Source organism: Stenotrophomonas capsici (assembly GCF_034961085.1).
Lineage (GTDB): Bacteria > Pseudomonadota > Gammaproteobacteria > Xanthomonadales > Xanthomonadaceae > Stenotrophomonas > Stenotrophomonas capsici.
Genome location: NZ_JAYFUH010000249.1, coordinates 67,914 through 88,569, shown reverse-complemented (window position 1 = coordinate 88,569; position 20,656 = coordinate 67,914). Strand labels below are relative to the sequence as shown.

17 protein-coding genes are annotated in these 20,656 nt (G+C 67.1%); 2 read left to right on the top strand and 15 right to left on the bottom strand.

Annotated features, from left to right (window positions below):
• Window positions 1–2 precede the first annotated feature (2 nt).
• From VA603_RS13670 to VA603_RS13620, 11 genes are all read right to left on the bottom strand, one after another.
• Window positions 3–1,646 carry a BatD family protein gene (locus VA603_RS13670; RefSeq protein ID WP_323439175.1) on the bottom strand — a complete coding sequence of 548 codons (1,644 nt, stop codon included), beginning with the start codon at window positions 1,644–1,646 and terminating at the stop codon, window positions 3–5.
• A 35-nt stretch (window positions 1,647–1,681) separates the two neighbouring features.
• Window positions 1,682–3,580, bottom strand: coding sequence for a VWA domain-containing protein (locus tag VA603_RS13665; protein ID WP_323439174.1), 1,899 nt, complete (start codon window positions 3,578–3,580; stop codon window positions 1,682–1,684).
• Window positions 3,577–4,578 carry a vWA domain-containing protein gene (locus tag VA603_RS13660; RefSeq protein WP_132865449.1) on the bottom strand — a complete coding sequence of 334 codons (1,002 nt, stop codon included), beginning with the start codon at window positions 4,576–4,578 and terminating at the stop codon, window positions 3,577–3,579. Before VA603_RS13660 ends, VA603_RS13665 begins: the two co-directional genes overlap by 4 nt.
• A complete protein-coding gene (locus tag VA603_RS13655) occupies window positions 4,578–5,033 on the bottom strand; it encodes a DUF4381 domain-containing protein (RefSeq protein WP_425603737.1) in 456 nt (151 codons plus the stop codon). Before VA603_RS13655 ends, VA603_RS13660 begins: the two co-directional genes overlap by 1 nt.
• Window positions 5,030–5,956 (bottom strand): DUF58 domain-containing protein, encoded by a 927-nt coding sequence (locus VA603_RS13650; protein WP_132865451.1) that lies wholly within the window; start codon window positions 5,954–5,956, stop codon window positions 5,030–5,032. Before VA603_RS13650 ends, VA603_RS13655 begins: the two co-directional genes overlap by 4 nt.
• Window positions 5,957–6,024: 68 nt before the next feature.
• Window positions 6,025–7,044, bottom strand: coding sequence for an AAA family ATPase (locus VA603_RS13645; RefSeq protein WP_192287512.1), 1,020 nt, complete (start codon window positions 7,042–7,044; stop codon window positions 6,025–6,027).
• Window positions 7,045–7,141: 97 nt separating this feature from the next.
• Window positions 7,142–9,031 (bottom strand): type IV pilus secretin PilQ, encoded by a 1,890-nt coding sequence (locus tag VA603_RS13640; RefSeq protein WP_323439172.1) that lies wholly within the window; start codon window positions 9,029–9,031, stop codon window positions 7,142–7,144.
• Between the two features lie 19 nt (window positions 9,032–9,050).
• Window positions 9,051–9,581 (bottom strand): pilus assembly protein PilP, encoded by a 531-nt coding sequence (locus VA603_RS13635; protein WP_425603712.1) that lies wholly within the window; start codon window positions 9,579–9,581, stop codon window positions 9,051–9,053.
• A complete protein-coding gene (locus VA603_RS13630; protein WP_323439171.1) occupies window positions 9,578–10,255 on the bottom strand; it encodes a type IV pilus inner membrane component PilO in 678 nt (225 codons plus the stop codon). The genes VA603_RS13635 and VA603_RS13630 overlap by 4 nt, the downstream gene beginning before the upstream one ends.
• Window positions 10,252–11,019, bottom strand: a complete 768-nt coding sequence (locus VA603_RS13625) for a PilN domain-containing protein (protein WP_323439170.1) — start codon at window positions 11,017–11,019, stop codon at window positions 10,252–10,254. The genes VA603_RS13630 and VA603_RS13625 overlap by 4 nt, the downstream gene beginning before the upstream one ends.
• A complete protein-coding gene (locus tag VA603_RS13620) occupies window positions 11,019–12,077 on the bottom strand; it encodes a pilus assembly protein PilM (protein ID WP_132865456.1) in 1,059 nt (352 codons plus the stop codon). The genes VA603_RS13625 and VA603_RS13620 overlap by 1 nt, the downstream gene beginning before the upstream one ends.
• A gap of 213 nt (window positions 12,078–12,290) precedes the next feature.
• On the opposite strand from VA603_RS13620, the gene VA603_RS13615 reads away from it, so the two are divergent.
• Both VA603_RS13615 and VA603_RS13610 read left to right on the top strand, forming a co-directional pair.
• Window positions 12,291–14,723, top strand: a complete 2,433-nt coding sequence (locus VA603_RS13615) for a penicillin-binding protein 1A (protein ID WP_323439169.1) — start codon at window positions 12,291–12,293, stop codon at window positions 14,721–14,723.
• Window positions 14,724–14,800: 77 nt separating this feature from the next.
• On the top strand, window positions 14,801–15,421 hold the full coding sequence (locus VA603_RS13610; RefSeq protein ID WP_323439168.1) for a hypothetical protein: 621 nt from the start codon (window positions 14,801–14,803) through the stop codon (window positions 15,419–15,421).
• 105 nt (window positions 15,422–15,526) lie between these two features.
• Here VA603_RS13610 and VA603_RS13605 read toward each other — a convergent pair whose 3' ends face one another.
• The 4 genes from VA603_RS13605 to recG all read right to left on the bottom strand — a co-directional run bounded on the left by VA603_RS13605 (window position 15,527) and on the right by recG (window position 20,532).
• A complete protein-coding gene (locus VA603_RS13605) occupies window positions 15,527–16,801 on the bottom strand; it encodes a citrate synthase (protein WP_132865459.1) in 1,275 nt (424 codons plus the stop codon).
• A gap of 296 nt (window positions 16,802–17,097) precedes the next feature.
• Complete coding sequence (locus VA603_RS13600; RefSeq protein WP_132865460.1) at window positions 17,098–17,340, bottom strand: type B 50S ribosomal protein L31; 243 nt, start codon at window positions 17,338–17,340, stop codon at window positions 17,098–17,100.
• 86 nt (window positions 17,341–17,426) lie between these two features.
• A complete protein-coding gene (locus tag VA603_RS13595; protein ID WP_323439167.1) occupies window positions 17,427–18,362 on the bottom strand; it encodes a nucleoside hydrolase in 936 nt (311 codons plus the stop codon).
• Window positions 18,363–18,426: 64 nt separating this feature from the next.
• Window positions 18,427–20,532, bottom strand: a complete 2,106-nt coding sequence (gene recG, locus VA603_RS13590) for an ATP-dependent DNA helicase RecG (RefSeq protein ID WP_323439166.1) — start codon at window positions 20,530–20,532, stop codon at window positions 18,427–18,429.
• Between the last annotated feature and the right edge of the window lie 124 nt (window positions 20,533–20,656).

Below are 20,656 nucleotides of genomic sequence, written 5' to 3'. Positions count from 1 at the left end.
TTTCAGCTTTGTCCCGGATAAAGAGGGTCCAGGAGCGGTTTTTCCGCCACTTTGCCGGCATCGCGCCAACGCGGTCCCGCACGGAAAGCCTCGCGCAGCTGTGCCCGGGCCTGGCTGACATCGCCCTGGCCTGCCCAGCGCGCCCGTTGCATCCGCTCCAGCGCCTGGCGTTGCCCGGTGTCGCCAAGGCGGGCCAGCACCGCATCCAGGTCCCGCACACCGGCCATCGCGGCGAGGATCTGCACCACTTCGTCCAGGCCACCGGCATCCAACGCACGCCGCAGGTCGGCCTGGCTGTAGGCGGGCGCGGCAGTGCCGGTCGTTCCGGACACGCTCGGGCGCCGCTCCCGCACCGGTGCGTCGCGACGGCGCGACAGCCCCCAGATCAGCGTCACCAGCCACAGCAGCGCGAAACCCGCCGCCAGCGCCGGCCACAACCAGTCACGCTGACCGGCCGCCGCCAGTGCCAGGTCCGTGCCCTTCAGCGCCGGCGAACCGACCGCCGCCTGCGCCACCGGCGGGGGCTGCACGCCACCGCTGCCCTGCTCGACCTGCAACTGCAGGTCCGGCAACGCGGTCACCTGCGCCTGGCCGGCCCGCACGTCCCACCACCCCAGCCTGATGCCCGGCACCGTCAACGGGCCGGCCTGCTGTGGCACCACCGAGTAACGCCGGGTCAGCTTCAACTGCGGGCTGCCGCCGACGAAGCTCTCGTCGTACTGCGGCGGCTCGGCGAACACCTGCGCGGCATCGCCCAGCGATGGCACCGGCAGGTCCGGGAACTGCGCCTTGGTCACGCCGGTAGCAGTGGCCTCGACCACGATGTTGGCCGCTTCACCGGTACGAGCGCTGTTGGGTGCCGTGGTGTAACGCAGCTGCAGGCTCTTCAGCGGCAACCACGGTTGCGATGCATTGGCCGGGACCGCCCGGACCTGCAGGGTCTGGTCCGGGGCACGTGCGCTGAGCTGGCCACTGTCGCGGCCGAGGAAATCATCGAAGAACCCACCCACGCCCTGCCCGCTGAAGCGCGCGCCGGGCACCTGCAACGCCCCGCTGCGCTCGGGCACCAGCATGAAGCGGCGTTCGACCACGTTGTAGCGACGTCCGCCGATATCGCGGGTGGAGGTGGCATCCTCGCCCACGCGTTGCAACGAGGCACCGGCCGGGGTGTCGAGTACCAGCTCGCCGGACGCCAGCTGCGTGGCGAAGTACAGCCGCACCACCACGCCCACGGTCTGCTGCACGTAGGGCTGGGTGTCGTCCACGGTGGTCTCGACGAAGGCCAGCGCGTTGCTGTCACGGGTGGCCAGCGGTGCCTGCGCGACCACCAGCCGCAATGGCGCGGTCTGCGCATTGCCCACCCGCAGCGCCGGGATCTGCAGCTCGCCATTGCGGCGTGGCGACAACGCGACCGAGAACAACGCACTGCTGCTGACCGTTCCGTTGCTCATCTGCATCTGGCGGTTGGTGTTCTGCCGGCTCAGGTCGAACTCGGCCCGCAACGGGCCGTAGTCCGGCTGTCCGGACTGGTCGGTCTCGATGTTGAGGATGACCGTTTCCCCCAGGCTGATGCTTTCGCGGTCCAGCCAGGCGCGGGTCTGTGCCTGTGCCATGCCCATGCACGTGAGCAGCAGCCACAGTGCCATCCAACCCCTGCAGCAGAGGCGCCCGATCTTCGTCTTCATCGCTGTTCCCGCATCCGTCGCTCGTACTCGAGCTGGAATTTCGCCTTCAACAGATTGCCCGGCTCATCCGGCACGCGCTGCATCCAGGCGTCCAGCGCCTGCTGGCGCTCGCGCTGCTCCGGCGTCATCGCCGCGCGCGCCGCCGCGGCGGCACGCTCACCTTCACGCGCAGCGTCGGCCTGCTGGCGCATCGCCTGGGCCATGCGCTCGCGCTGCGCCGCATCGGCCTGCTGCTGCGCGCCGCCGTTCTCCGCATCCAGCGGCTGCTGCGGTTGCGCCTGGCCGCTGCCGCCCTGGTCCCGCCGCTGCTGGCCGTCCCTTCCCTGCTGTCCCTGCCGGGAGCCATCCTGCGGCTGTTGTTGATCGGACGGTGATTGCCGCCCCTGCCCTTGCTGTTGTGAGCGAGGGTCATTGCCATTCTGCCGTGACTGCTGCCCGGGGTTGCCCTGCTGCTGTTGCCCGGATTGCTGCTGTCCTGACTGTTGTTGTCCTGACTGCTGTTGTCCGGATTGCTGCTGCCCTTGCCGGTCCTGTTGATTCGGCTTGCCCTGCTGGCCTTGTTGACCCTGCTGGCCACGCCGTTTGCGCGCTGCATCCACCGCCTGGCGGTTGGCCACCGCATCCGGCATCCCCGGATGCAACTGCAGGGCGCGGTCATAGGCCTTGATTGCATCGTCGTACTTGCCCTGTCGGGCCAGCGCATTGCCCAGGTTGTACCACCCCTGGTCGGTGTCGATGCCTTCGAAGCGCTTCTGCGCCATACCGAAATCACCTGCGCGATAGGCATCCACGCCATCGTTCAAGCGCTGGTGCTGGCGCTGGTCGGCACGCTGCCACAGGGTCCCCGGCTCGACGGCCGCGCGTACCGGCGTGGCCGCATGCGCCGGCTGCAGCGTCGGCAGCAGCAGGCACAGCACGACCGCGACAGCGCCCTGGCGTGGACGCCGGAATGCCAATGCCCCCAGCAACAGCAGCGGCAGCAACAACCAGTAGCCTTCGTCCTGCCAGGAGGTTCCCTGCGGCACCTGCCCGCGTTCGGCCTTGCCCACCTGCGGTTCCAACACATCCAACGCCTGCAGGTCCGCATCCGTGGGCGCGATGCGCCGGTAGCTGCCGCCACCGGCGGCGGCCAACGCATGCAGCGAGGTCTCTTCCAGGTGCGCGTGTTCGATCTCGCCGCGCACGTCACGGTAGGACGCGCCCTGCAGGCTGCCCAGGCCCAGTACCGACACCCGGTACCCTGCCGCCCGCAGCGGTGCTGCCGCGGCCAGCGCAGCGCCGTCGGCATGATCGGTGAGCACCAGCACGTCGCCCTGGCGGGCACCGGACTGCTTCAGCAACGTGCCGGCCCAGGCCAATGCCTTGTCCAGCTTCTGTCCATCCACCGGCATCACTTCCGGCGTCAATGCGTCCAGGAACAGGGCGACATTGGCAGCGTCATCGGTCAACGGCGCCACCGTGAACGGCTCCCATGCATACGCCACCAGCGCCACCTCGCCTCCCTTGCGCTCACGCAGCAGGGTGGCCAGCTTGGCCCGCGCCTGCAACAGGCGCGAGGGCGGCAGGTCGGGCGTGCGGATGCTGCTGGACAGGTCCAGCAGGATCACCAGCGGTGTCTTGGATTCCCACAGCGGCTGTTCCACCTGGCGCCAGCTCGGGCCAGCCAGTGCCAGCACTGCCAGCAACAGCCCAAGCAGCAATGCCAGCGTTCCCCAGCCGCCACCCCGCGCCTTGCCGCCGGTGGTCACATGCGGCAACAGGTGTGGATCCACGGCGTCATGCCAACGCGCGTGGCGACGGCGGCGGTACCATCGCGCCAGCATCGCCAGTGGTAGCAACAACAAGGCCCACAACCAATCCGGGCGGACGAAGTGCAGTGCGTCGAGCAGGTTCATGCGCGCAGCCCCCGCCAGGCCAGGCCCAACACGCCCAGCACCAGCGCACAGGCCAACGGCCACGGATAACGTTCGATGCGCGGGCGCACCGCCGGGCCCACGCTCTTGATCGGCTCCAACCGGTCCAGTTCGGCATAGATGCCGGCCAGTTCATCGGTATCGCGTGCGCGGAAGAAACGGCCGCCGGTTTCGCTCGCCACCTGGGTCAAGGTGGCTTCATCGACCTGGTCGTCGCCGCCAGCCAGTTGCACGCCGAACAACGACATCCCGCCGGTACCACCAAACGCCACCGTGTAGACGCGGACGCCTTCGGCCTTGGCCAGCTCGGCAGCCTTCAACGGCTCGAGCACGCCGGCGGTATTGACGCCATCGGTCAGCACGATCAATACCCGCTGTCCTTCGGGCTGTTCGCGCAGGCGCTTGACCGCCAGCCCGATCGCATCGCCCAACGCCGTCTCACGACCGGCCAGGCCGACCACGCTGTCGCGCAGCTGCTCGCGCACGGTGGCGCGATCGGCCGTCAGCGGCGTCAACGCATAAGCCTGCTGGCCGAACACCACCAGGCCGATCCGGTCACCTTCGCGGCGGTCCAGGAAGTCGGCCAGCACCGCCTTCGCGGCGGTCAGGCGATCAACCACGCGCCCACCCAGTTGCATGTCCGCTTCGCTCATGCTGCCGGACAGGTCCACCGCCAACATCATCTGCCGCCCCTCGCGCGGCGGCTCGACCGGCTCACCCAACTGCTGCGGACGCGCGGCAGCCGCACACAGGCACAGCCATGCCAGCCACAACAGCACGCCGGCAAACCACGCTCCGGCACTGGACGAGGACGCCTGCAACTGCAACCGGGCCGGGTCATACGGCACCCGCAACGCAGGAGCCTGGCTGTCGCGCAGCGGCCACCAGCGCATCAGCACCGGCAAGGGCAGCAACAGCCAAAGCCAGGGCCAGGCGAACGGCGGCAACCATCCGGCGACCAGATCGAGCCACTGCTGCATCAGCGTTTCCCTTCCATCAGTTCCAGGAAACGCGCGCGGGCAAGGGCACGTACCTGCTCCACGCCCTGCACGTCCACCTGCGGGCGGTATGCCCCCTCCAGCAGGAGGCGGCCCTCGCCGTCACTGAACTCCCGCCCCTGACGGCCATCCAGGAACCTCAGCCAGGCTTCGCCCTGCAACTGTGCGGCGCGGGCATCCGCGCGGCGCGCGGCGCGGCGCAACAGGTCCGATATCGCCGCCAGGCGTACCGGCCCCTCCAGCGCGGCGGCGACCTGTCCATCGAACAGGGCCAGCCAGCGCCGGCGGCGGCGACGGCGCAGCCACAACAGCCCGGCCACGACCACGGTCACGACCAGAACCGCCCCAATGACCATCCACCAGCCCGGCGGAAGTGGCCACCAGGACGGCGCGGCGGGAAGATGCACGTCACGCAACGGCAGTTTCGCGACCATCAGTACGCTCCCTGTGCGCTGGCACCCAGCCATGCGTCGCTGGCCTGGTCCGACGCCAGCGGTGTCACCCGCACGCGTCGCCCCGGCAACTGCCGCAGCAATGTCTCCATCGGCCCGACCAACGCCTCATGCCACGACTGGCGAACGCCTTCGGCAGCCAGGTCGAAACGCATCCGTCCCGCCGGCGTGGCGACCGGCAACAGGCAATGGGGCGGATCGGTTTCCAGTCGGTCCACCAACAGGATCAACTGGACCTCCACGTGCATCGACAGCGCCGACCATACCGCTGCCGGGACCGCCAGGGCGCTTGCCGGGTCAGCCAGGACGAAGGCCCGTGCCCCCGGGTGCAGGACGCGCGCGGCGCGCTCCAACGCCAACTGCAGCCCCGCGTCGTCGGCGGGGGGCTCGGCGTACCAGCGCACCAGCGCATCCAGCACGCGCAACACACCGCGCGTGCCACCGGCGGGCGGAACCAGGGGTTGCTGCCGGGCACCACGCAACGCTGCAAGCCGGTCACCGTCGCGCATGGCCGACCACGCCGCGACAGCGCCGGCACGCGCCGCCTGCACCGACTTGAAGCGCACGCGGGTACCGAAATACAAGGCCGCCGACGTATCGGCGATCACCAACGTCACCCGTTCGCGCTCGGTCTGGAACGTCTTGGTATGGGTGGCATCGGTGCGCGCGGTCAGCTTCCAGTCGATATGACGGGCATCGTCTCCGGCCACGTACTCGCGCGACTCGGCGTACTCCATGCCACGCCCACGCATGCTCGATGCCGCGCGGCCGCTGACCGCATAGCGACCGCGCCGCGCCTGCCGCCCCTGCACGCCGGCCTGGCGCAGGGCGATCAGCTCCGGCAGCGTCGGGCGCAGGCCGGCGTCAACTGCCGGCTCCCGTGTGGATTCCCTCGCCGGAGCGCTCATCGTCCGCCCCCGCTCAGGATGCCCGGGCCATGGGCGCATCGATCCTGTCCATCACCTGCGGCCATGGCTCAGGGCAACGGCACGCTGTCGAGCAGCGCGGCGACCAGGCGCTCGCCATCCCAGCCTTCGGCAGCAGCCTCGTAGCTGGGCAGCACACGGTGGCGCAGCACATCCGGGGCAACCGCGCGGATATCGTCCGGAGTGACGAAGTCGCGGCCAGCCAGCCACGCCCGGGCCCGGGCGCAACGCTCCAGGGCAATGGAACCGCGCGGGCTGGCACCCCAGGCGATGCGCCGCGCCAACGCCGCGTCATACGCACTGGCATCGCGCGAGGCCAGCACCAACGCCACCAGGTAGCGCTCCAGCTGCGGCGCCATGTGCAATTCCAACACCGCACGGCGCGCCTGCTCGATCTTCTCCAGCGACAGCTTGCGCGCAGGAGCGGCCTTGGGCTGCATCGCCTGCAGGGCACGCTCCCGCGCCAGGCGCAGGATCTCGGTCTCGGCGCTGGCATCGGGGTACCCGATGCGCACATGCATCAGGAAGCGGTCCAGCTGCGCCTCCGGCAGCGGGAACGTACCTTCCTGCTCGATTGGATTCTGGGTCGCCATGACCAGAAACACCTGCGGCAGTGCATAGGTATTGCGACCCACGGTCACCTGCCGCTCGCCCATGGCCTCCAGCAACGCCGACTGCACCTTGGCCGGCGCGCGGTTGATCTCGTCGGCCAGCAGGATGGGATGGAAGATCGGCCCGGCCTGGAATTCGAATCGCCCTTCCTGGGCGCGCCAGATATCGGTACCGGTCAGGTCGGCCGGCAGCAGGTCCGGGGTGAACTGGATACGCGCGAAGCTGGCATCCACGCGCGAGGCCAAGGCCCGGATCGCGGTGGTCTTGGCCAGGCCCGGCGCGCCCTCCACCAGCAGGTGGCCGTCGGCCAGCAGCGCGATCAACAGGCGGTCGATCAGCAGTGACTGGCCGACGATCTCGGCGGCCAGTGCATCGCGCAGCGCGGTGAATTCCTCGTGCAGGGCGCTGGTCACGACCGCTGCGGTGGTCTCGTTGGGCAATTCGGGAGGCAGGTTCATAGGCGCAGTTTGACTGATCCGGCGTGAAATGGTTCCAACAATGGCCAACAACGAAAAAGGGCCGCTTGCGCGGCCCCTTTCCCAAGTGCGGTGAAGATCAGTTCGCGGCCTTGGCCACGCGCAGGATCTTCGGCGTCACGAACACCAGCAATTCAGCCTTGGCCTTGCTGCTGCCGCGCTTCTTGAACAGGTTGCCCAGGAACGGGATATCGCCCAGGAACGGCACCTTGCTCACGCTGCTACGGTCGGTGAACTCGTACACACCACCAATCACGACTGTCTGACCATCATCCACCAGCACTGCCGTGTTGATCTCGCGGCGGTTGATGATCGGCACATTGCCGAAGTTGGTGACCTCCATGTATTCGTCAACTTCGTCCTTCTTGACGTTCATGTTGAGGAATACGCGGTTGTCGTTGGTGATGGTCGGGGTCACCTTCAGTTCCAGCAGCACTTCCTTGAACTGCACGTTGGCCGTGGCAGCACTACCACCAGTGCCACCACTGATGGTGACATAGCCAATTTCCTTACCCTGCTTGATCACGCCTTCACGTTGGTTGGCCGTGACGATGCGCGGGTTGGAAATGATCTCGCCACGCCCTTCCTCCTGCAGTGCCGACAGTTCCAGATCGAGGTTGAAGTTGGCACCCAGCAAGGTGTAGGCCAGGCTCGGACCCGCACCGTTGGCAGAGGTGAACGTACCTGCCGGGAGGTTCACGTTCAGCCCGCGACCGGCATTGCCGTTGCCGCTGGCCGAGCTGCCGATGGTGGCGGTGTTGTCACCGTTGTTATAGCTGTGCTTGCCGCCGATACCGAACTTCGCACCCAAGTCACGGGCAAACGTATCCGAAGCAATGACGATGCGGCCTTCGATCAGGACCTGATCCACCGGACGGTCAATCACGGCGATCAGCTCACGCATCTGCGCGACCTTCTTCGGGATGTCGCTGATCATCAGGGTGTTGGTGCGCTCATCGGCCACCAGGCGACCACGCGGCGACAGGAAGCCATTCTCCTGCGATCCGCCACCCGAACCGCCCTCACCGCCGTTCGATCCACCGATCCCCTTGGCCTCGGTCAAGGCTTTGAAGATGGCCTCGGCGCTGTGGTAGTTGATCTGTACGTAATCGGTGATCAGGTTTTCCCGATTCTCGATCGCGATACGCGCGTCTTCCTTGTCCTGCTCGAACTTGGCCAGTTCCGGCTGCGGCGCCACCCAGACCACGCCGCCGTCACGACGCTTGTCCAGGCCCTTGGCGCGCAGGACGATGTCAAGCGCCTGGTCCCACGGCACGTTGACCAACCGCAGGGTCACATTGCCCTGCACGGTGTCCGAGGCGACCACGTTGAGGTTGGACTCCTCGGCGATCAGCTGCAGGACCGTGCGCACCGGCACGTCCTGGAAGTTGAAGGTCACCGGACGGCCGCTGTAGCCGCGTGCCGCCACGGTCGCCGCCGCCTGCGCCACGGTCCTGGAGGTCACCGCACCGGTGGCGACATCCTCCTTGCGCGGCGTGATCTCTACCACGTACTCGTTGCCGGTCTGGTAGGCCAGCGATTCATACGGACCGTTCGTGCTCAGCACCAACTGCGAGCCATGCCCGGAGGGCTTGGCATCGATGCGCTGCACCGGTGTCGCGAAGTCGGTGACGTTGAGCGGACGCTGCAGCTCGGCCGGCAATACCGCATTGCCGACGTCCACCACCACGTTGCCGCCCTGGTTACGCAGGTCCGGGCTGGCCCCCTGTCCGTCGAACTGCAGGATCAGCCGGCCCGCGCCGTCATCGCCCCGCTTGAAATCGATCTTAGTCACGGAAACCGCGGACGTCGCCTGCTGCATGCCGGTGGCCGTGCCACCTGCTGCCACCGGCGGCGTGGCCGCGAATGAAGAGCCGCACACCGCAGCCAACGCCACTCCCAGGGCGCAGACGCGGACCAGTGCATGGCGCCGGATGGGACGCAGGCTCAGGGCTTTGGTAAAAGTCATCGTGCTATCCCCTAATCAATCAACGATCGTCCAGTGCGAGCGAGGCTGGACGTTCCAGCCAACCGCCCGCACCGTCCGGCACCAGTTCAATCAGTTCAATCCCGTCTTCGCGCACCGCCGTGACACGGCCATCGCTCTGGCCCATGTACACCCCCGGGCGCACGCGATAGGTGACCTTGTCCGGCCCCATCACCAGGGCAACGATGCCGCTGCCCCCGCCGATGGTGCCGACCATGTCCAGACTGTCCAGCGGATACGCCTCCAGCGGTTCCTTGCGACGGTCCGGGTCCGGGCGCAACTGGTTGCCACCATCGGCGGACACCCACGCGTCACTGAACGGATCGCGCAAGCCCTGCGCGGCGTACTCAAACGTTTCGAACTGCTGCATCACCGGCAGCGGCTCCAGCGGCTCGGCAGGACGTGCGCGCACGTCGGCCACCCACTTCTTGAGATTCGGCGCTTCACCGGGCGTGCTGCTGATGCCACGGGCGCACCCGGCCAAAGCCAGCACGCACATCGCGCCGAGCACGAAGGAAGAAACTCTGTTCATCGCTTGGATCCCCCCTTGCGCTTGCCCTTCTCGGCCTCGGCAGCCAGACGCTCCTGCTCCTCCAACTCGGAGTCATCCAGATAGCGGTAGGTCTTCACCGTCCCCGACAGCTCCAGCGCACCACCTGCAGTTATCACACCATTGCCACCCTTGGGCTTCAGGTTGATGTCGTGCATGGTCAGGATCACCACGCGCGGCAACGAGGCCACGCCACTGACGAAGGCACCGAACTGGTGGTAGCTACCGACCAGACGCAAGGCGATCGGCTTCTCGGCGTAGAACTCCTTCAGCGATTCCGCACCCGGCTGGAACAACTCGTTGTTCAGGCCGCTGGACAGCGCGGTCTGCGACACGTCGATGATCAGGTCCGGCATCTCGGTCTTGCTGGGCAACTGGCGCAACATCTGCTGCAGCACCTGTTCCATCTGCGCCAACTGCTGCTTCAGCGGCTCGAGATTGGCAGCGCGCTGCTGCTCCTTCTCGAAGTCGCTGCGCAGGCTGGTCTCCTTGCTTTCCAGCCCTGCCAGCTCCTCGCGTTGGCCCTTGATGACCAGCAGATAGGCAAGGATCAGGATCAGCAGCGTCAGCAGTGCGCAGAACACCATCTTCGCGTTGCGCGGCCAACTGCCGATGTTGTTGAAATCCAGATCTTTGGCGTTGAACTTCTTGCTCACGAGCGGGCCTCCTTCGGAGCGGGGGCAGACGCCGGTGCGGCCTCGGCCTTCGGCGCGTCCGCCGCCGGTGCGGCAGCCGGCGCGGAGGCAGGTGCGGGTGCGGTCGTCGTCGGTGCGTCGGTCATCGCCGGGGCCGGGGCGGCAGGCGCAACCTCGCCCGCGCCTTCACCCGTCTGGCCCGGAGTGGTCTCACCCGGCGCCGGCAGCTTCACGCGCAGCGTGAACACGTAGGGCAGCGACTTGACGTTGACGGCAACGCCATTGCTCCCGCTCTGTTGTGCACGTGCCTCGATGATCGACAGTTCCGGATTGGTCATCCAACCCGAGCCCTCCAGATTGCGCATGTAGGTACTGACGCGCGCATTCGACTGGGTGCGGCCTTCCAGGGTCAGGGTGTCCCCTTCCTGCTTCAACGCGGTCAGCACCACGCCGTCCGGAATCGTGCGCACCAGCGAATCGAACAGGTGCACCATCTGCGAACGCTTGCCCTGCAGCTCCTCGATCACCGCCTTGCGGGCCAGCAATCGCGCTTTCTGCTTGTCCAGCCGCTCGATTTCCTTGTTCTGCTCCTTGACCTTGGTGATCTCGGCCTGAAGGAACGCATTACGCTCGTTCTGCCCACTGATCTGCTGGCTGTGGTAGAACCACAACAAGCCGGACAGGAACACGCCAGCAAGCGCGGCAAAGCCGAGCATGCTGTAGAACTCACGCTGCCGTTGCTTGCGGCGCTCCTCGCGCCACGGCAGAAGATTGATCCGTGCCATCAGTCGAACCCCCTCATGGCCAGACCGGTTGCGATCATCAGCGCAGGTGCGTCCTGGGCCAGTGCGTGTGCCTGCACCTTCGGGCCCAGGGTCATCTGCGACAGCGGGTTGGCCACCGACGTCGCAACGCCCAGCTGCTCTTCAACCATCGTCGGCAGGCCCGGCAACGCGGCACAACCGCCGGCCAGGACCACATGATCGACGCGGTTGAACTCGCTGCCGGCATAGAAGAACTGCAACAGGCGGCTGATCTGCTGCACCGTCGCTTCCTTGAACGGCTCCAGCACCTCGACCTCGTAGCTTTCCGGCAAGCCGCCCTGGCGCTTGGCCAGACCGGCTTCCTCGTAGCTCAGCCCGTAGCGGCGCATCACCTCATCGGTCAGCTGCTTGCCGCCGAAGACCTGCTCGCGGCTGTACAGGCTGCGGCCGCTGCGCAACACGTTGAGCGTGGTCATGGTCGCGCCGATGTCCACCAGGGCCACCACCGCGTCACTGCCCACCGCCAACTCACTGGCCACCAGCGCGTACGCGTTCTCGATGGCGAAGGCCTCCACGTCCATGACCTTGGCGGTCAGGCCGCCAAGTTCCAGCGCGGACTGGCGCAGCTCGACGTTCTCCGAGCGCGACGCGGCCAGCAGCACCTGCACCATCTCGGGATTGTTAGGCACCGCGCCGATCACCTCGAAATCAAGGTTCACTTCGTCGATCGGGTACGGGATGTAGTTCACCGCCTCCAGCTCGACCTGCGCCTCCAGCTCGTCCTCGTCCAGGTCGGCCGGCATCGGGATCACCTTGGTGATCACGGCCGAACCGGCCACGGCAGCCGCAGCGCTCTTGGCCTTGCTGCCTGAACGGGCGACGGCGCGACGAATGGCTTCGCCAACCGCCTCGACTTCGACGATGTTCTTCTCGACCACCGCATTCGGCGGAAGAGGTTCCACGGCGTAGTGTTCCACGCGGAAACGATTACCGCTGCGGGAAAGCTGTAGCAGCTTCACCGCAGTAGAACTGATGTCGACGCCAATGATTGGCGCCTGACTTTTTGGGATAAGCCCCACGGATTCTCCCCTGCCGACGGGCACTTGGACGCAAGTGTTGCGTCCGCGCATTAATAACGGATTTTTCTGAAATGGCAACCATCCCGGGCACGAGACGCGATCCGCATCACACGCTCCGAAGACCCCCTTTGCACTCCCCAAGGATCCGGCCCCAGCCGTTCCCCTGCGTAATCTATACTCTGCGGCCACAAAAACCGCAATTGGGACCTTTGGATGGCACGTTTCCGTCGCTGGCTGCGCTGGCTGCTGGCCCTGTTCGTCGCCTTCGCCCTGATCGGGGCGATCGCCGCCGGAGCGCTCTATTACGTTGTCTCCTCCAAGCTGCCCGACGTCCAGTCGCTGCGTGACGTCGAGCTCCAGGAGCCGATGTATGTCTATGACAGCGAAGGGAAATTGATGGCGGTCTTCGGTGAGACCCGGCGCTATCCCATCCAGATGAAGGACGTCCCCGAGCGCCTGAAGCAGGCGTTTCTGGCCACCGAGGACGCCCGCTTCTACCAGCATGACGGCGTCGACTACAAAGGCGTGGGCCGCGCGATCTGGCTGCTGGCCACCACCGACGCCAAGCGCGTGCCCGGTGGCTCGACCATCACCCAGCAGGTCGCCCGCCAGTTCTTCCTGAGCTCGGAGTACAGCTACACCCGCAAGCTGGCCGAGATCCTGCTGGCCCGCAAGATCGAAAGCGAGCTGAGCAAGGACGAGATCTTCGAGCTTTACCTGAACAAGAGCTTCTTCGGCAATCGCGCCTATGGCATCGGTGCCGCGGCCGAGTACTACTACGGCAAGAAGCTCAACGAACTGGACCTAGATGAGATGGCCTCGCTGGCCGGCATCCCCAAGTTCCCGTCCAGCGGCAACCCGATCAGCAACCCCGAGCGCGCGCGCCAGCGCCGTGACAACTACGTGCTGCAGCGCATGGCCGAGTTGCACTTCATCAGCCAGGCTGAAGCCGACGCGGCCAAGGCCGTGCCGATGCATGCCGCCCCGCATGAGCCGCCGGTGGAGGTCTACGCGCCCTACGTGGCCGAAATGGTCCGCCAGGAGATGATCGCCAAGTACGGCGGCGACGTGCTCAACAAGGGCTACCACGTCACCACGACCATCAATGGCACCTGGCAGGAGGCGGCCAACATCGCCGTGCGCGATGGCCTGATGCTGTATGACCATCGCCATGGCTGGCACGGCGTCGAGCAGCATTTCGATGTCGCCGCCGATGCCGATGCCGCCACCCTCGCCCGCCAGATCGCCGGCATTCCGGCTCAGGCCGGCCTGCTGCCGGCGGTGGTCTCGGCCACGCATGCCGACGGCGGCATCAGCGTGGTGCTGGCCGATCGCACCGAACTGACCCTGCCGGCTGCAGCCAGCCGCTGGACCAACCGCACCCCGGCCAAGCTGGCCACCCGCGGCGACCTGATCCGCGTGCGCGCGGGCAGCAAGGAAGGCGAGTGGCTGATCGACCAGCTCCCGCGCGGCCAGGCCGCACTGGTGTCGCTGGACGCCGAGAGCGGCGCGTTGCGCGCCCTGGTCGGCGGCTTCAGCTTCGCCGGCAACAAGTTCAACCGCGCCACCCAGGCCCGCCGCCAGCCCGGCTCGAGCTTCAAGCCGTTCATCTACGCCGCCTCGTTCGACAAGGGCTTCAACCCGGCCTCGATCGTGCTCGACGCACCGGTGGTGTTCCGCGACCGCCGCGGCAAGACCTGGCAGCCGCAGAACGACGGCGGCGGCTTCCGTGGCCCGATGCGCCTGCGCGAGGCACTGGTGCAGTCGCGCAACCTGGTCTCGGTGCGCCTGCTCGACAGCATCGGCGTGGACTACGCGCGCAAGTACATCAGCGAGTTCGGCTTCCAGGAAGCCGAGCTGCCGCCGAACCTGTCGATGTCGCTGGGCACGGCCTCGGTGACGCCGCTGTCGGTGGCGCGCGGCTACGCCGTGTTCGCCAACGGTGGCTCGCGCGTGGATACCTGGGTGATCGATGAGGTCAAGGACCGCGACGGCACCGTGATCTTCAAGGAGAACCCGGCCATGGCCTGCCGCGGCTGCGGCGGCCTCTCCGGCCCGGGCGCCGCGCCTGTCGCGCAGGTGGTGGACGGCTTCAATTTCGGTGCCGAAGCCGCCCCTGCCCCCGCCCCGAAGCCCGGCAGCGCCACGCCCGACGCGTCCCAACCGCCGAAGCCGGTCAACCCGGATGCACGCACCGCGCCACGCGCCATCGACGAGCGCACCGCCTACCAGCTGGTATCGATGATGCGTGACGTGGTCCAGCGCGGTACCGGCACCGCGGCCAAGGTCCTGGGCCGCGAGGACGTCGGCGGCAAGACCGGTTCGACCAACGACCACCGCGACGCCTGGTTCTCCGGCTTCGGGGGCCCGTTCGCCACCACCGTGTGGGTGGGCCGCGATGACTTCCGCTCGCTGGGGTACCGCGAGTACGGTGGCAAGGCCGCCCTGCCGATCTGGATCGACTACATGCGCGTGGCCCTGAAGGATGCGCCGGTCGCGCGCAACGACCCCCCGTCGGGCATGGTGCAGGCCACGCTCAACGGCGCCACCGAATGGGTCAAGAACGAGGACCTGGACCGCATGCAGGAGTTCGACTTCGAGCAGCAGGACCAGAGCGCCGACGACGCCGCGTTCGACATCTTCTGACGCATGGCCGCAGGCGGCGGGACGCACACCCCGCCGCCTGCCTACAATCGGGCCGCACCCACCGGGAGGAGCCCGCGATGCCATCATCCCCACAGAGCGCCCAGCGCAATGCACGTGGCCGCCAGCGGATCGCCCAGGAAGCCGCGCGCCTGATCGCCGAGAGCGGCATCCAGGACTTCGAACACGCACGCCGCAAGGCCGCCAGCCGGCTGGGCATCCACGAAGAAGCGTTGTGGCCACGCCTGGCCGATGTCGAGCAGGCGCTGCGCGAGCACCAGCGCCTGTTTGCCTCCACCACCCAGCCGGGCGCGCTGCGGCAACGGCGTGCATCGGCGCTGCAGGCGATGCAGTTCCTGCAGGCGTTCCAGCCGCGCCTGGCCGGCCCGGTGCTGACCGGCCTGGCCGGTGACAGCAGCCCGGTCATCCTGCACCTGCACTGCGACGACGCCGAGACCGTGCAGCACTTCCTGCATGACCAGCAGATTCCCGCCGAGGCACGCGCGTGGCCGCTGCAGCTGGCCGGGCATGCCTCGCGTCAGCATTACCCGGGCTGGGAGTTCGCCGCTGATGGGATTGCCTTCGAGCTGGTGATCCTGCCCGAGGACGCGGTGCGGCAACCGCCAGTATCCAGCGATGACGGCAAACCCCTGCCGCGTGCCACGCTGGCCCAGCTGCGCCAGCTGCTGGCCGACGAGTAGGAGCAACCTGGGCGCGAAGCTGGAACGCCCGGCAGCCCGCAACAAAAAGGCCCCGCATCGCGGGGCCTTTCTTTCATGGAGTGGCGCATCGCTGCGCTGATGCCATTACTTGTAGTCGCGCACGTCGTGGCCGGTGTAGACCTGGCGCGGACGGCCGATCTTCATTTCCGGGTCGACCTGCTGTTCCAGCCAATGCGACACCCAGCCGGCGGTGCGGCCGAGGGCGAACATGACGGTGAACATCTCGGTCGGGATCTGCAGCGCCTTGTAGATGATGCCGCTGTAGAAATCGACGTTCGGGTACAGCTTGCGGGCGACGAAGTATTCGTCCTGCAGCGCGGCCTGTTCCAGCTTGACGGCCACGTCCAGCAGCGGATCCTGCACGCCCAGCTGCTTGAGCACCTTGCTGGTCATCTCGCCGATGACCTTGGCGCGCGGGTCGAAGTTCTTGTAGACGCGGTGGCCGAAGCCCATCAGGCGGAAGCCGGAGGTCTTGTCCTTGGCCTTGACCACGGCGGACTCGACGTTGTCGGCGGTGCCGATCTCTTCCAGCATCTTCAGCACGGCTTCGTTGGCGCCGCCGTGTGCCGGGCCCCACAGCGCGGTCACGCCAGCGGCGACCGAGGCGTACGGGTTGGCGCCGGTGGAACCGACCAGACGCACGGTCGAGGTCGAGGCGTTCTGCTCATGGTCGGCGTGCAGGATGAACAGCAGGTCCAGCGCCTTGACCACGTCCTGGTTCAGGTCGTACTTGCCATCGGCCGACTCGAAGGTCTGCTTCAGGAAGCGGCTGACGTAATCCAGCGAGGTGTCCGGGGTGTTGGCCGGTAGGCCCTTGCCATGGCGGTAGATCAGGGCCGACAGGGTCGGCACCTTGGCGATCAGGCGCACGGCGGCCTGGCGGCGCTGCTCGGCGTCGGCCAGGTCCAGCGAGTCGTGGTACTTGGCCGAGAGCTGCGCGATCGAGGCAGCCAGGATCGCCATCGGATGGGCATCCTTGGCGAAGCTGCCGATCAGCGTGTTGATCGAGGCGTCAACGCCGGCTTCGGCGGTGAGTTCGGCTTCGAAGGCCTTCAGCTGGGCGGCGTCCGGGCGCTCGCCATTGATCAGCAGGTAGGCGACTTCGACGAAGCTGGACTTCTCTGCCAGCTGTTCGATCGGGTAACCGCGGTACAGCAGCACGCCATTGTCGCCATCGATGTAGGTGATGGCCGACTTGCAGCTGGCGGTGGCGGTGTAGCCCGAGTCGTAGGTGAAGAGACCGGTTTCCTTGGTCAGCTTCGAGATATCGACACAGTTATTGCCCAGAACGGGTTTGACGACAGGCAGAACGACCGACTTGTCGCCGGCGTTGAGCGTGACCTGATCAAGATCGGACACAGTGTGCGCTCCTCAAGTGGAAGGCGCCGACCATGGATCAGAGAGGTGACCGTGGCCAGACGCGTGAAGGAAATCCGCAGCTTTTCATGCTGTTTCCGGCTGCGGTTGCCACTATTATCGCACAGCAGCAATTCCAGATTGCGCAGACGAAAGTCTTATAGCAGCCCCGGCAATGCGACACAGCGTTATCGGCAATGTCAGTCGGATTGAGCATCGGTTCAGCAAGCTGCAGACAGCACAAAACATCGGCCACGCAATGCGCGGCCGATGTTTGTGTGCGTACAACAACAACCAGATTAGCGGGCGTAGCGCTTCTGGAACTTGTCGATACGACCGCTGGTGTCGATGACCTTGTGCTTGCCCGTGTAGAACGGGTGCGAGGCCGAGGAAATTTCGACCTTGATCAGCGGGTAATCTTCACCATCTTCCCACTTGACCGTCTCCTTGGAGGACATGGTCGAACGGGTCAGGAACTTGAAGTCGGAGGTGACGTCGTGGAAAACGACGTTGTGGTAATCGGGATGGATATCGGCCTTCATGGGCTCGCACCGTGTGGGCTGGTGGTCAAGAGCGGCATTATAGTCCCGGCTTGCCTCGGGAGCAAGCCGGGAATTCAACCCGGGTTTCAGGCGCCCAGGGCGCGCTGCACCTGGGCTTCGAACCGGGCCTGGTCGTAGCCGACCAACAAGGTGGTGTTGTCCGGCGCGCCGGTCTGGCGGTTCCAGTCCACCACGGTCGCACCGCGGGTCCGCGCACCGGTCAGCTCGATCGACAGCGGGCGCTGCTCGAGCTGCGTGGCGCCGTCGGGCTGCAGCGCCCATGCCATGGCCAGGGCATCGGCGGCATACCAGTGCTCGCCGCGGCTGTCTTCCGACCACAGACGCGTCTTGCGCGAGATCAGCTCATAGAAGCGCGCCTTGTCCGAATCGGCGGCCAGCCACGTCTCCACGCTCCGGTGCAGCATGCCGTGGGCGATCGTGGCTTCCCAGTCGGCCACTTCGATATGCGGGAAGCTGGTGAACACGATGTGCGCCGCTTCCGGATCGAAGGCGATGTTGAACTCGGCCACCGGGGTGATGTTGCCGTGGCCATTGATGGCACCGCCCATCACCAGGAAGCGCTTCACGCGCTGCGGCAGGGTCGGGTCCAGCTTCAGCGCCAGCGCGATGTTGGTCAGCGGACCCAAGGCCACCAGCAGCAACTCGCCGGCGTATTCGTGGGAGAGGCGCAGGATTGCCAATGCGGCGTGCTCGGCCTGGACCTGGCACGCGGCATGCGGCAGGTCGACGTCGCCAAAACCATCGCGGCCATGCACGTGGGCGGCGTCCTCGGCCGGGTAGACCAGCGGGTCGGGCGTGCCGGCAAACACCGGCACGTCTTCACGGCCGGCCACTTCGCACAGCTTCAACGCATTGCGCACGGTGTACTCGAGCCCGACGTTGCCGGCCGCTACCGTCAGACCGATCACCTCGTGGCGCTCGTCGGCAAAGGCCATCAACAGCGCCAGCGCGTCGTCCACACCCGGATCGGTATCAATCAGCAACGGTATCTTCTTGCTCATCTTCTGCTTCACTTTGGTTGGCAATGGAGTCTGTCATCTCCTCCATGACAGGGGAAGCACGCGATCAGGCCGATGCGTAGCGCACCGCGCCACCGATCCAGCGCCGGACCACCCGGTCGGCCAGGTCCGGCGACTGCGCCAGCAGGCGCTCGGCCAGGTCGTGAACCGCCGGCAACATGCCCGCGTCGCGCGCCAGGTCGGCCACGCGGAACGCGGCCAGGCCGGTCTGGCGAGTGCCCAGCAGTTCGCCGGGACCGCGCAGCTCCAGGTCCTTCTCGGCGATCAGGAAGCCGTCGGCGGTGTGGCGCATGGTTTCCAGCCGTTCGCGCGCCATGTTCGACAGCGGCGCCTGGTACATCAGCACGCAGCTGGAGGCGGTGGCCCCGCGCCCCACCCGCCCGCGCAGCTGGTGCAACTGGGCCAGGCCCAGCCGCTCGGCGTTCTCGATGATCATCAGCGAAGCATTGGGCACGTCCACGCCGACCTCGATCACGGTGGTGGCCACCAACAGGTCGGTCCCGGCGGACTTGAAGGCACGCATGGCCGCCTGCTTCTCGGCCGCCTTCATGCGCCCGTGCACCAGCCCGATGCGCAGTTCCGGCAACTGCGCCGACAGCGCCTCGAAGGTGGCCTGCGCGGCAGTGGCAACGACCTCGTCGCTTTCGTCGATCAACGTGCACACCCAATACACCTGGCGCCCCTGCTGGCAGGCGACACGGATGCGCTCGACCAGTTCGGGACGACGTTCGGCGCTGATCACGATGGTCTGCACCGGCGTGCGCCCGGGGGGCAGCTCGTCGATGGCCGAGACATCCAGGTCCGAATACGCGGCCATGGCCAGCGTGCGCGGGATGGGGGTGGCGGTCATCACCAGTTGGTGCGGCACGACGCCGGCGCTGGCGCCCTTGTCGCGCAGGGCCAGGCGCTGGTGCACGCCGAAGCGGTGCTGCTCGTCGACGATGGCCAGCGCCAGGTCGTTGAACACCACGTTGTCCTGCATCAATGCATGCGTGCCGACCACCACCTGCGCGTGCCCGGAGGCGACGTCCTCCAGCACCTTGTTGCGCGCCTTGCCGGTGACCTTGCCCGCCAGCCACGCGACGCGCACGCCCAACGGCTCCAGCCAGCCACGCAGGTTGGCCAGATGCTGTTCGGCCAGCAACTCGGTCGGCGCGGCCAGCGCCGCCTGCTTGCCGCGCTCGACCGCCAACATCGCCGCCAGCGCGGCGACCACGGTCTTGCCCGAACCGACATCGCCCTGCACCAGCCGCAACATCGGGTGGGCCCGCGCCAGATCCTTGCGGATCTCGTCGAACACGCGCTGCTGGGCACCGGTCAGCTTGAACGGCAAGGCGTCGAGCAAAGCCTTGACCAGCCCATCACGGCCACGCAGCGACGGCGCGCGATGCTGCTGCAGGGCGATGCGCTGGCGGCGCAGGCTCAGGTGATGGGCCAGCAGTTCCTCCATCGCCAGGCGACGCTGCGCCGGATGCGTCCCGGCGGCCAGCGCGGCGATGTCGGCCGTGGCCGGCGGGCGGTGCATGGTCAGCAGGGCGTCACGTAGCGATGGCAGGTTCAGGCCGGCCAGCAGATCGGCCGGCAGCAGTTCCAGCCGTGCCTCCTCCGGCAGGCGATCCAGCGCCTGCCCGATCAGCTTGCGCAGGCTGGCCGGACCGATGCCTTCCACCGCCGGATACACCGGGTCCAGCGCTTCGCCCAGCCCGGCCTCCTCGGCGTCGCCGAGTACCCGATAGCTGGGATGGACGATTTCCAGCCCGTGCTGTCCAGGGCGCGGCGTGCCATAGCAACGCAGCCGCGTGCCGACGCTGAACTGCGCCACCTGCGCGGCACGGAAATGGAAGAAGCGCAGCACCAGCGTGCCGCCGGAATCATCGCCGATGGCCACGCGCAGCATCGGCCGGTAGCGGAAACCACGCTCCACCGCCTCCACCCTGCCCTCCACCTGCGCGGCCAGGCCCGCCTTCAACGCGCGGATCGGCAGCAGCGTGGTGCGGTCCTCGTAGCGCAGCGGCAGGTGCAGCCACAGGTCCTGCAGCGTGGTCAGCCCCCGCGCCTCCAGCTTGGCGGCCACCCGCGGCCCGACGCCGGCAAGGCGGCTGAGCGGTTCGGTGGACAGGTCAAGGGATACGGCGTCACGACGGGCAGACATGTGACAAGGATGCCGTCATGTGCCCAAAACAGAAACCCCGGCCGCGGTGGGCGCCGGGGTTTCCTTCCCCTTGCAGCGTTGGAAGTCCGAGGTGAAAGGTGGGATGAGGGCTGTGTCTGGGCGC

Coding starts and splice junctions, on each gene's coding strand:
- VA603_RS13610 (WP_323439168.1), top strand. CDS start 14,801: ATGCCATCATCCCCACAGAGCGCCCAGCGCAATGCACGTGGCCGCCAG.
- VA603_RS13640 (WP_323439172.1), bottom strand. CDS start 9,031: ATGACTTTTACCAAAGCCCTGAGCCTGCGTCCCATCCGGCGCCATGCA.
- VA603_RS13635 (WP_425603712.1), bottom strand. CDS start 9,581: ATGAACAGAGTTTCTTCCTTCGTGCTCGGCGCGATGTGCGTGCTGGCT.
- VA603_RS13625 (WP_323439170.1), bottom strand. CDS start 11,019: ATGGCACGGATCAATCTTCTGCCGTGGCGCGAGGAGCGCCGCAAGCAA.
- VA603_RS13670 (WP_323439175.1), bottom strand. CDS start 1,646: ATGGCACTGTGGCTGCTGCTCACGTGCATGGGCATGGCACAGGCACAG.
- VA603_RS13595 (WP_323439167.1), bottom strand. CDS start 18,362: ATGAGCAAGAAGATACCGTTGCTGATTGATACCGATCCGGGTGTGGAC.
- VA603_RS13660 (WP_132865449.1), bottom strand. CDS start 4,578: ATGCAGCAGTGGCTCGATCTGGTCGCCGGATGGTTGCCGCCGTTCGCC.
- VA603_RS13645 (WP_192287512.1), bottom strand. CDS start 7,044: ATGAACCTGCCTCCCGAATTGCCCAACGAGACCACCGCAGCGGTCGTG.
- recG (WP_323439166.1), bottom strand. CDS start 20,532: ATGTCTGCCCGTCGTGACGCCGTATCCCTTGACCTGTCCACCGAACCG.
- VA603_RS13600 (WP_132865460.1), bottom strand. CDS start 17,340: ATGAAGGCCGATATCCATCCCGATTACCACAACGTCGTTTTCCACGAC.
- VA603_RS13650 (WP_132865451.1), bottom strand. CDS start 5,956: ATGAGCGCTCCGGCGAGGGAATCCACACGGGAGCCGGCAGTTGACGCC.
- VA603_RS13615 (WP_323439169.1), top strand. CDS start 12,291: ATGGCACGTTTCCGTCGCTGGCTGCGCTGGCTGCTGGCCCTGTTCGTC.
- VA603_RS13665 (WP_323439174.1), bottom strand. CDS start 3,580: ATGAACCTGCTCGACGCACTGCACTTCGTCCGCCCGGATTGGTTGTGG.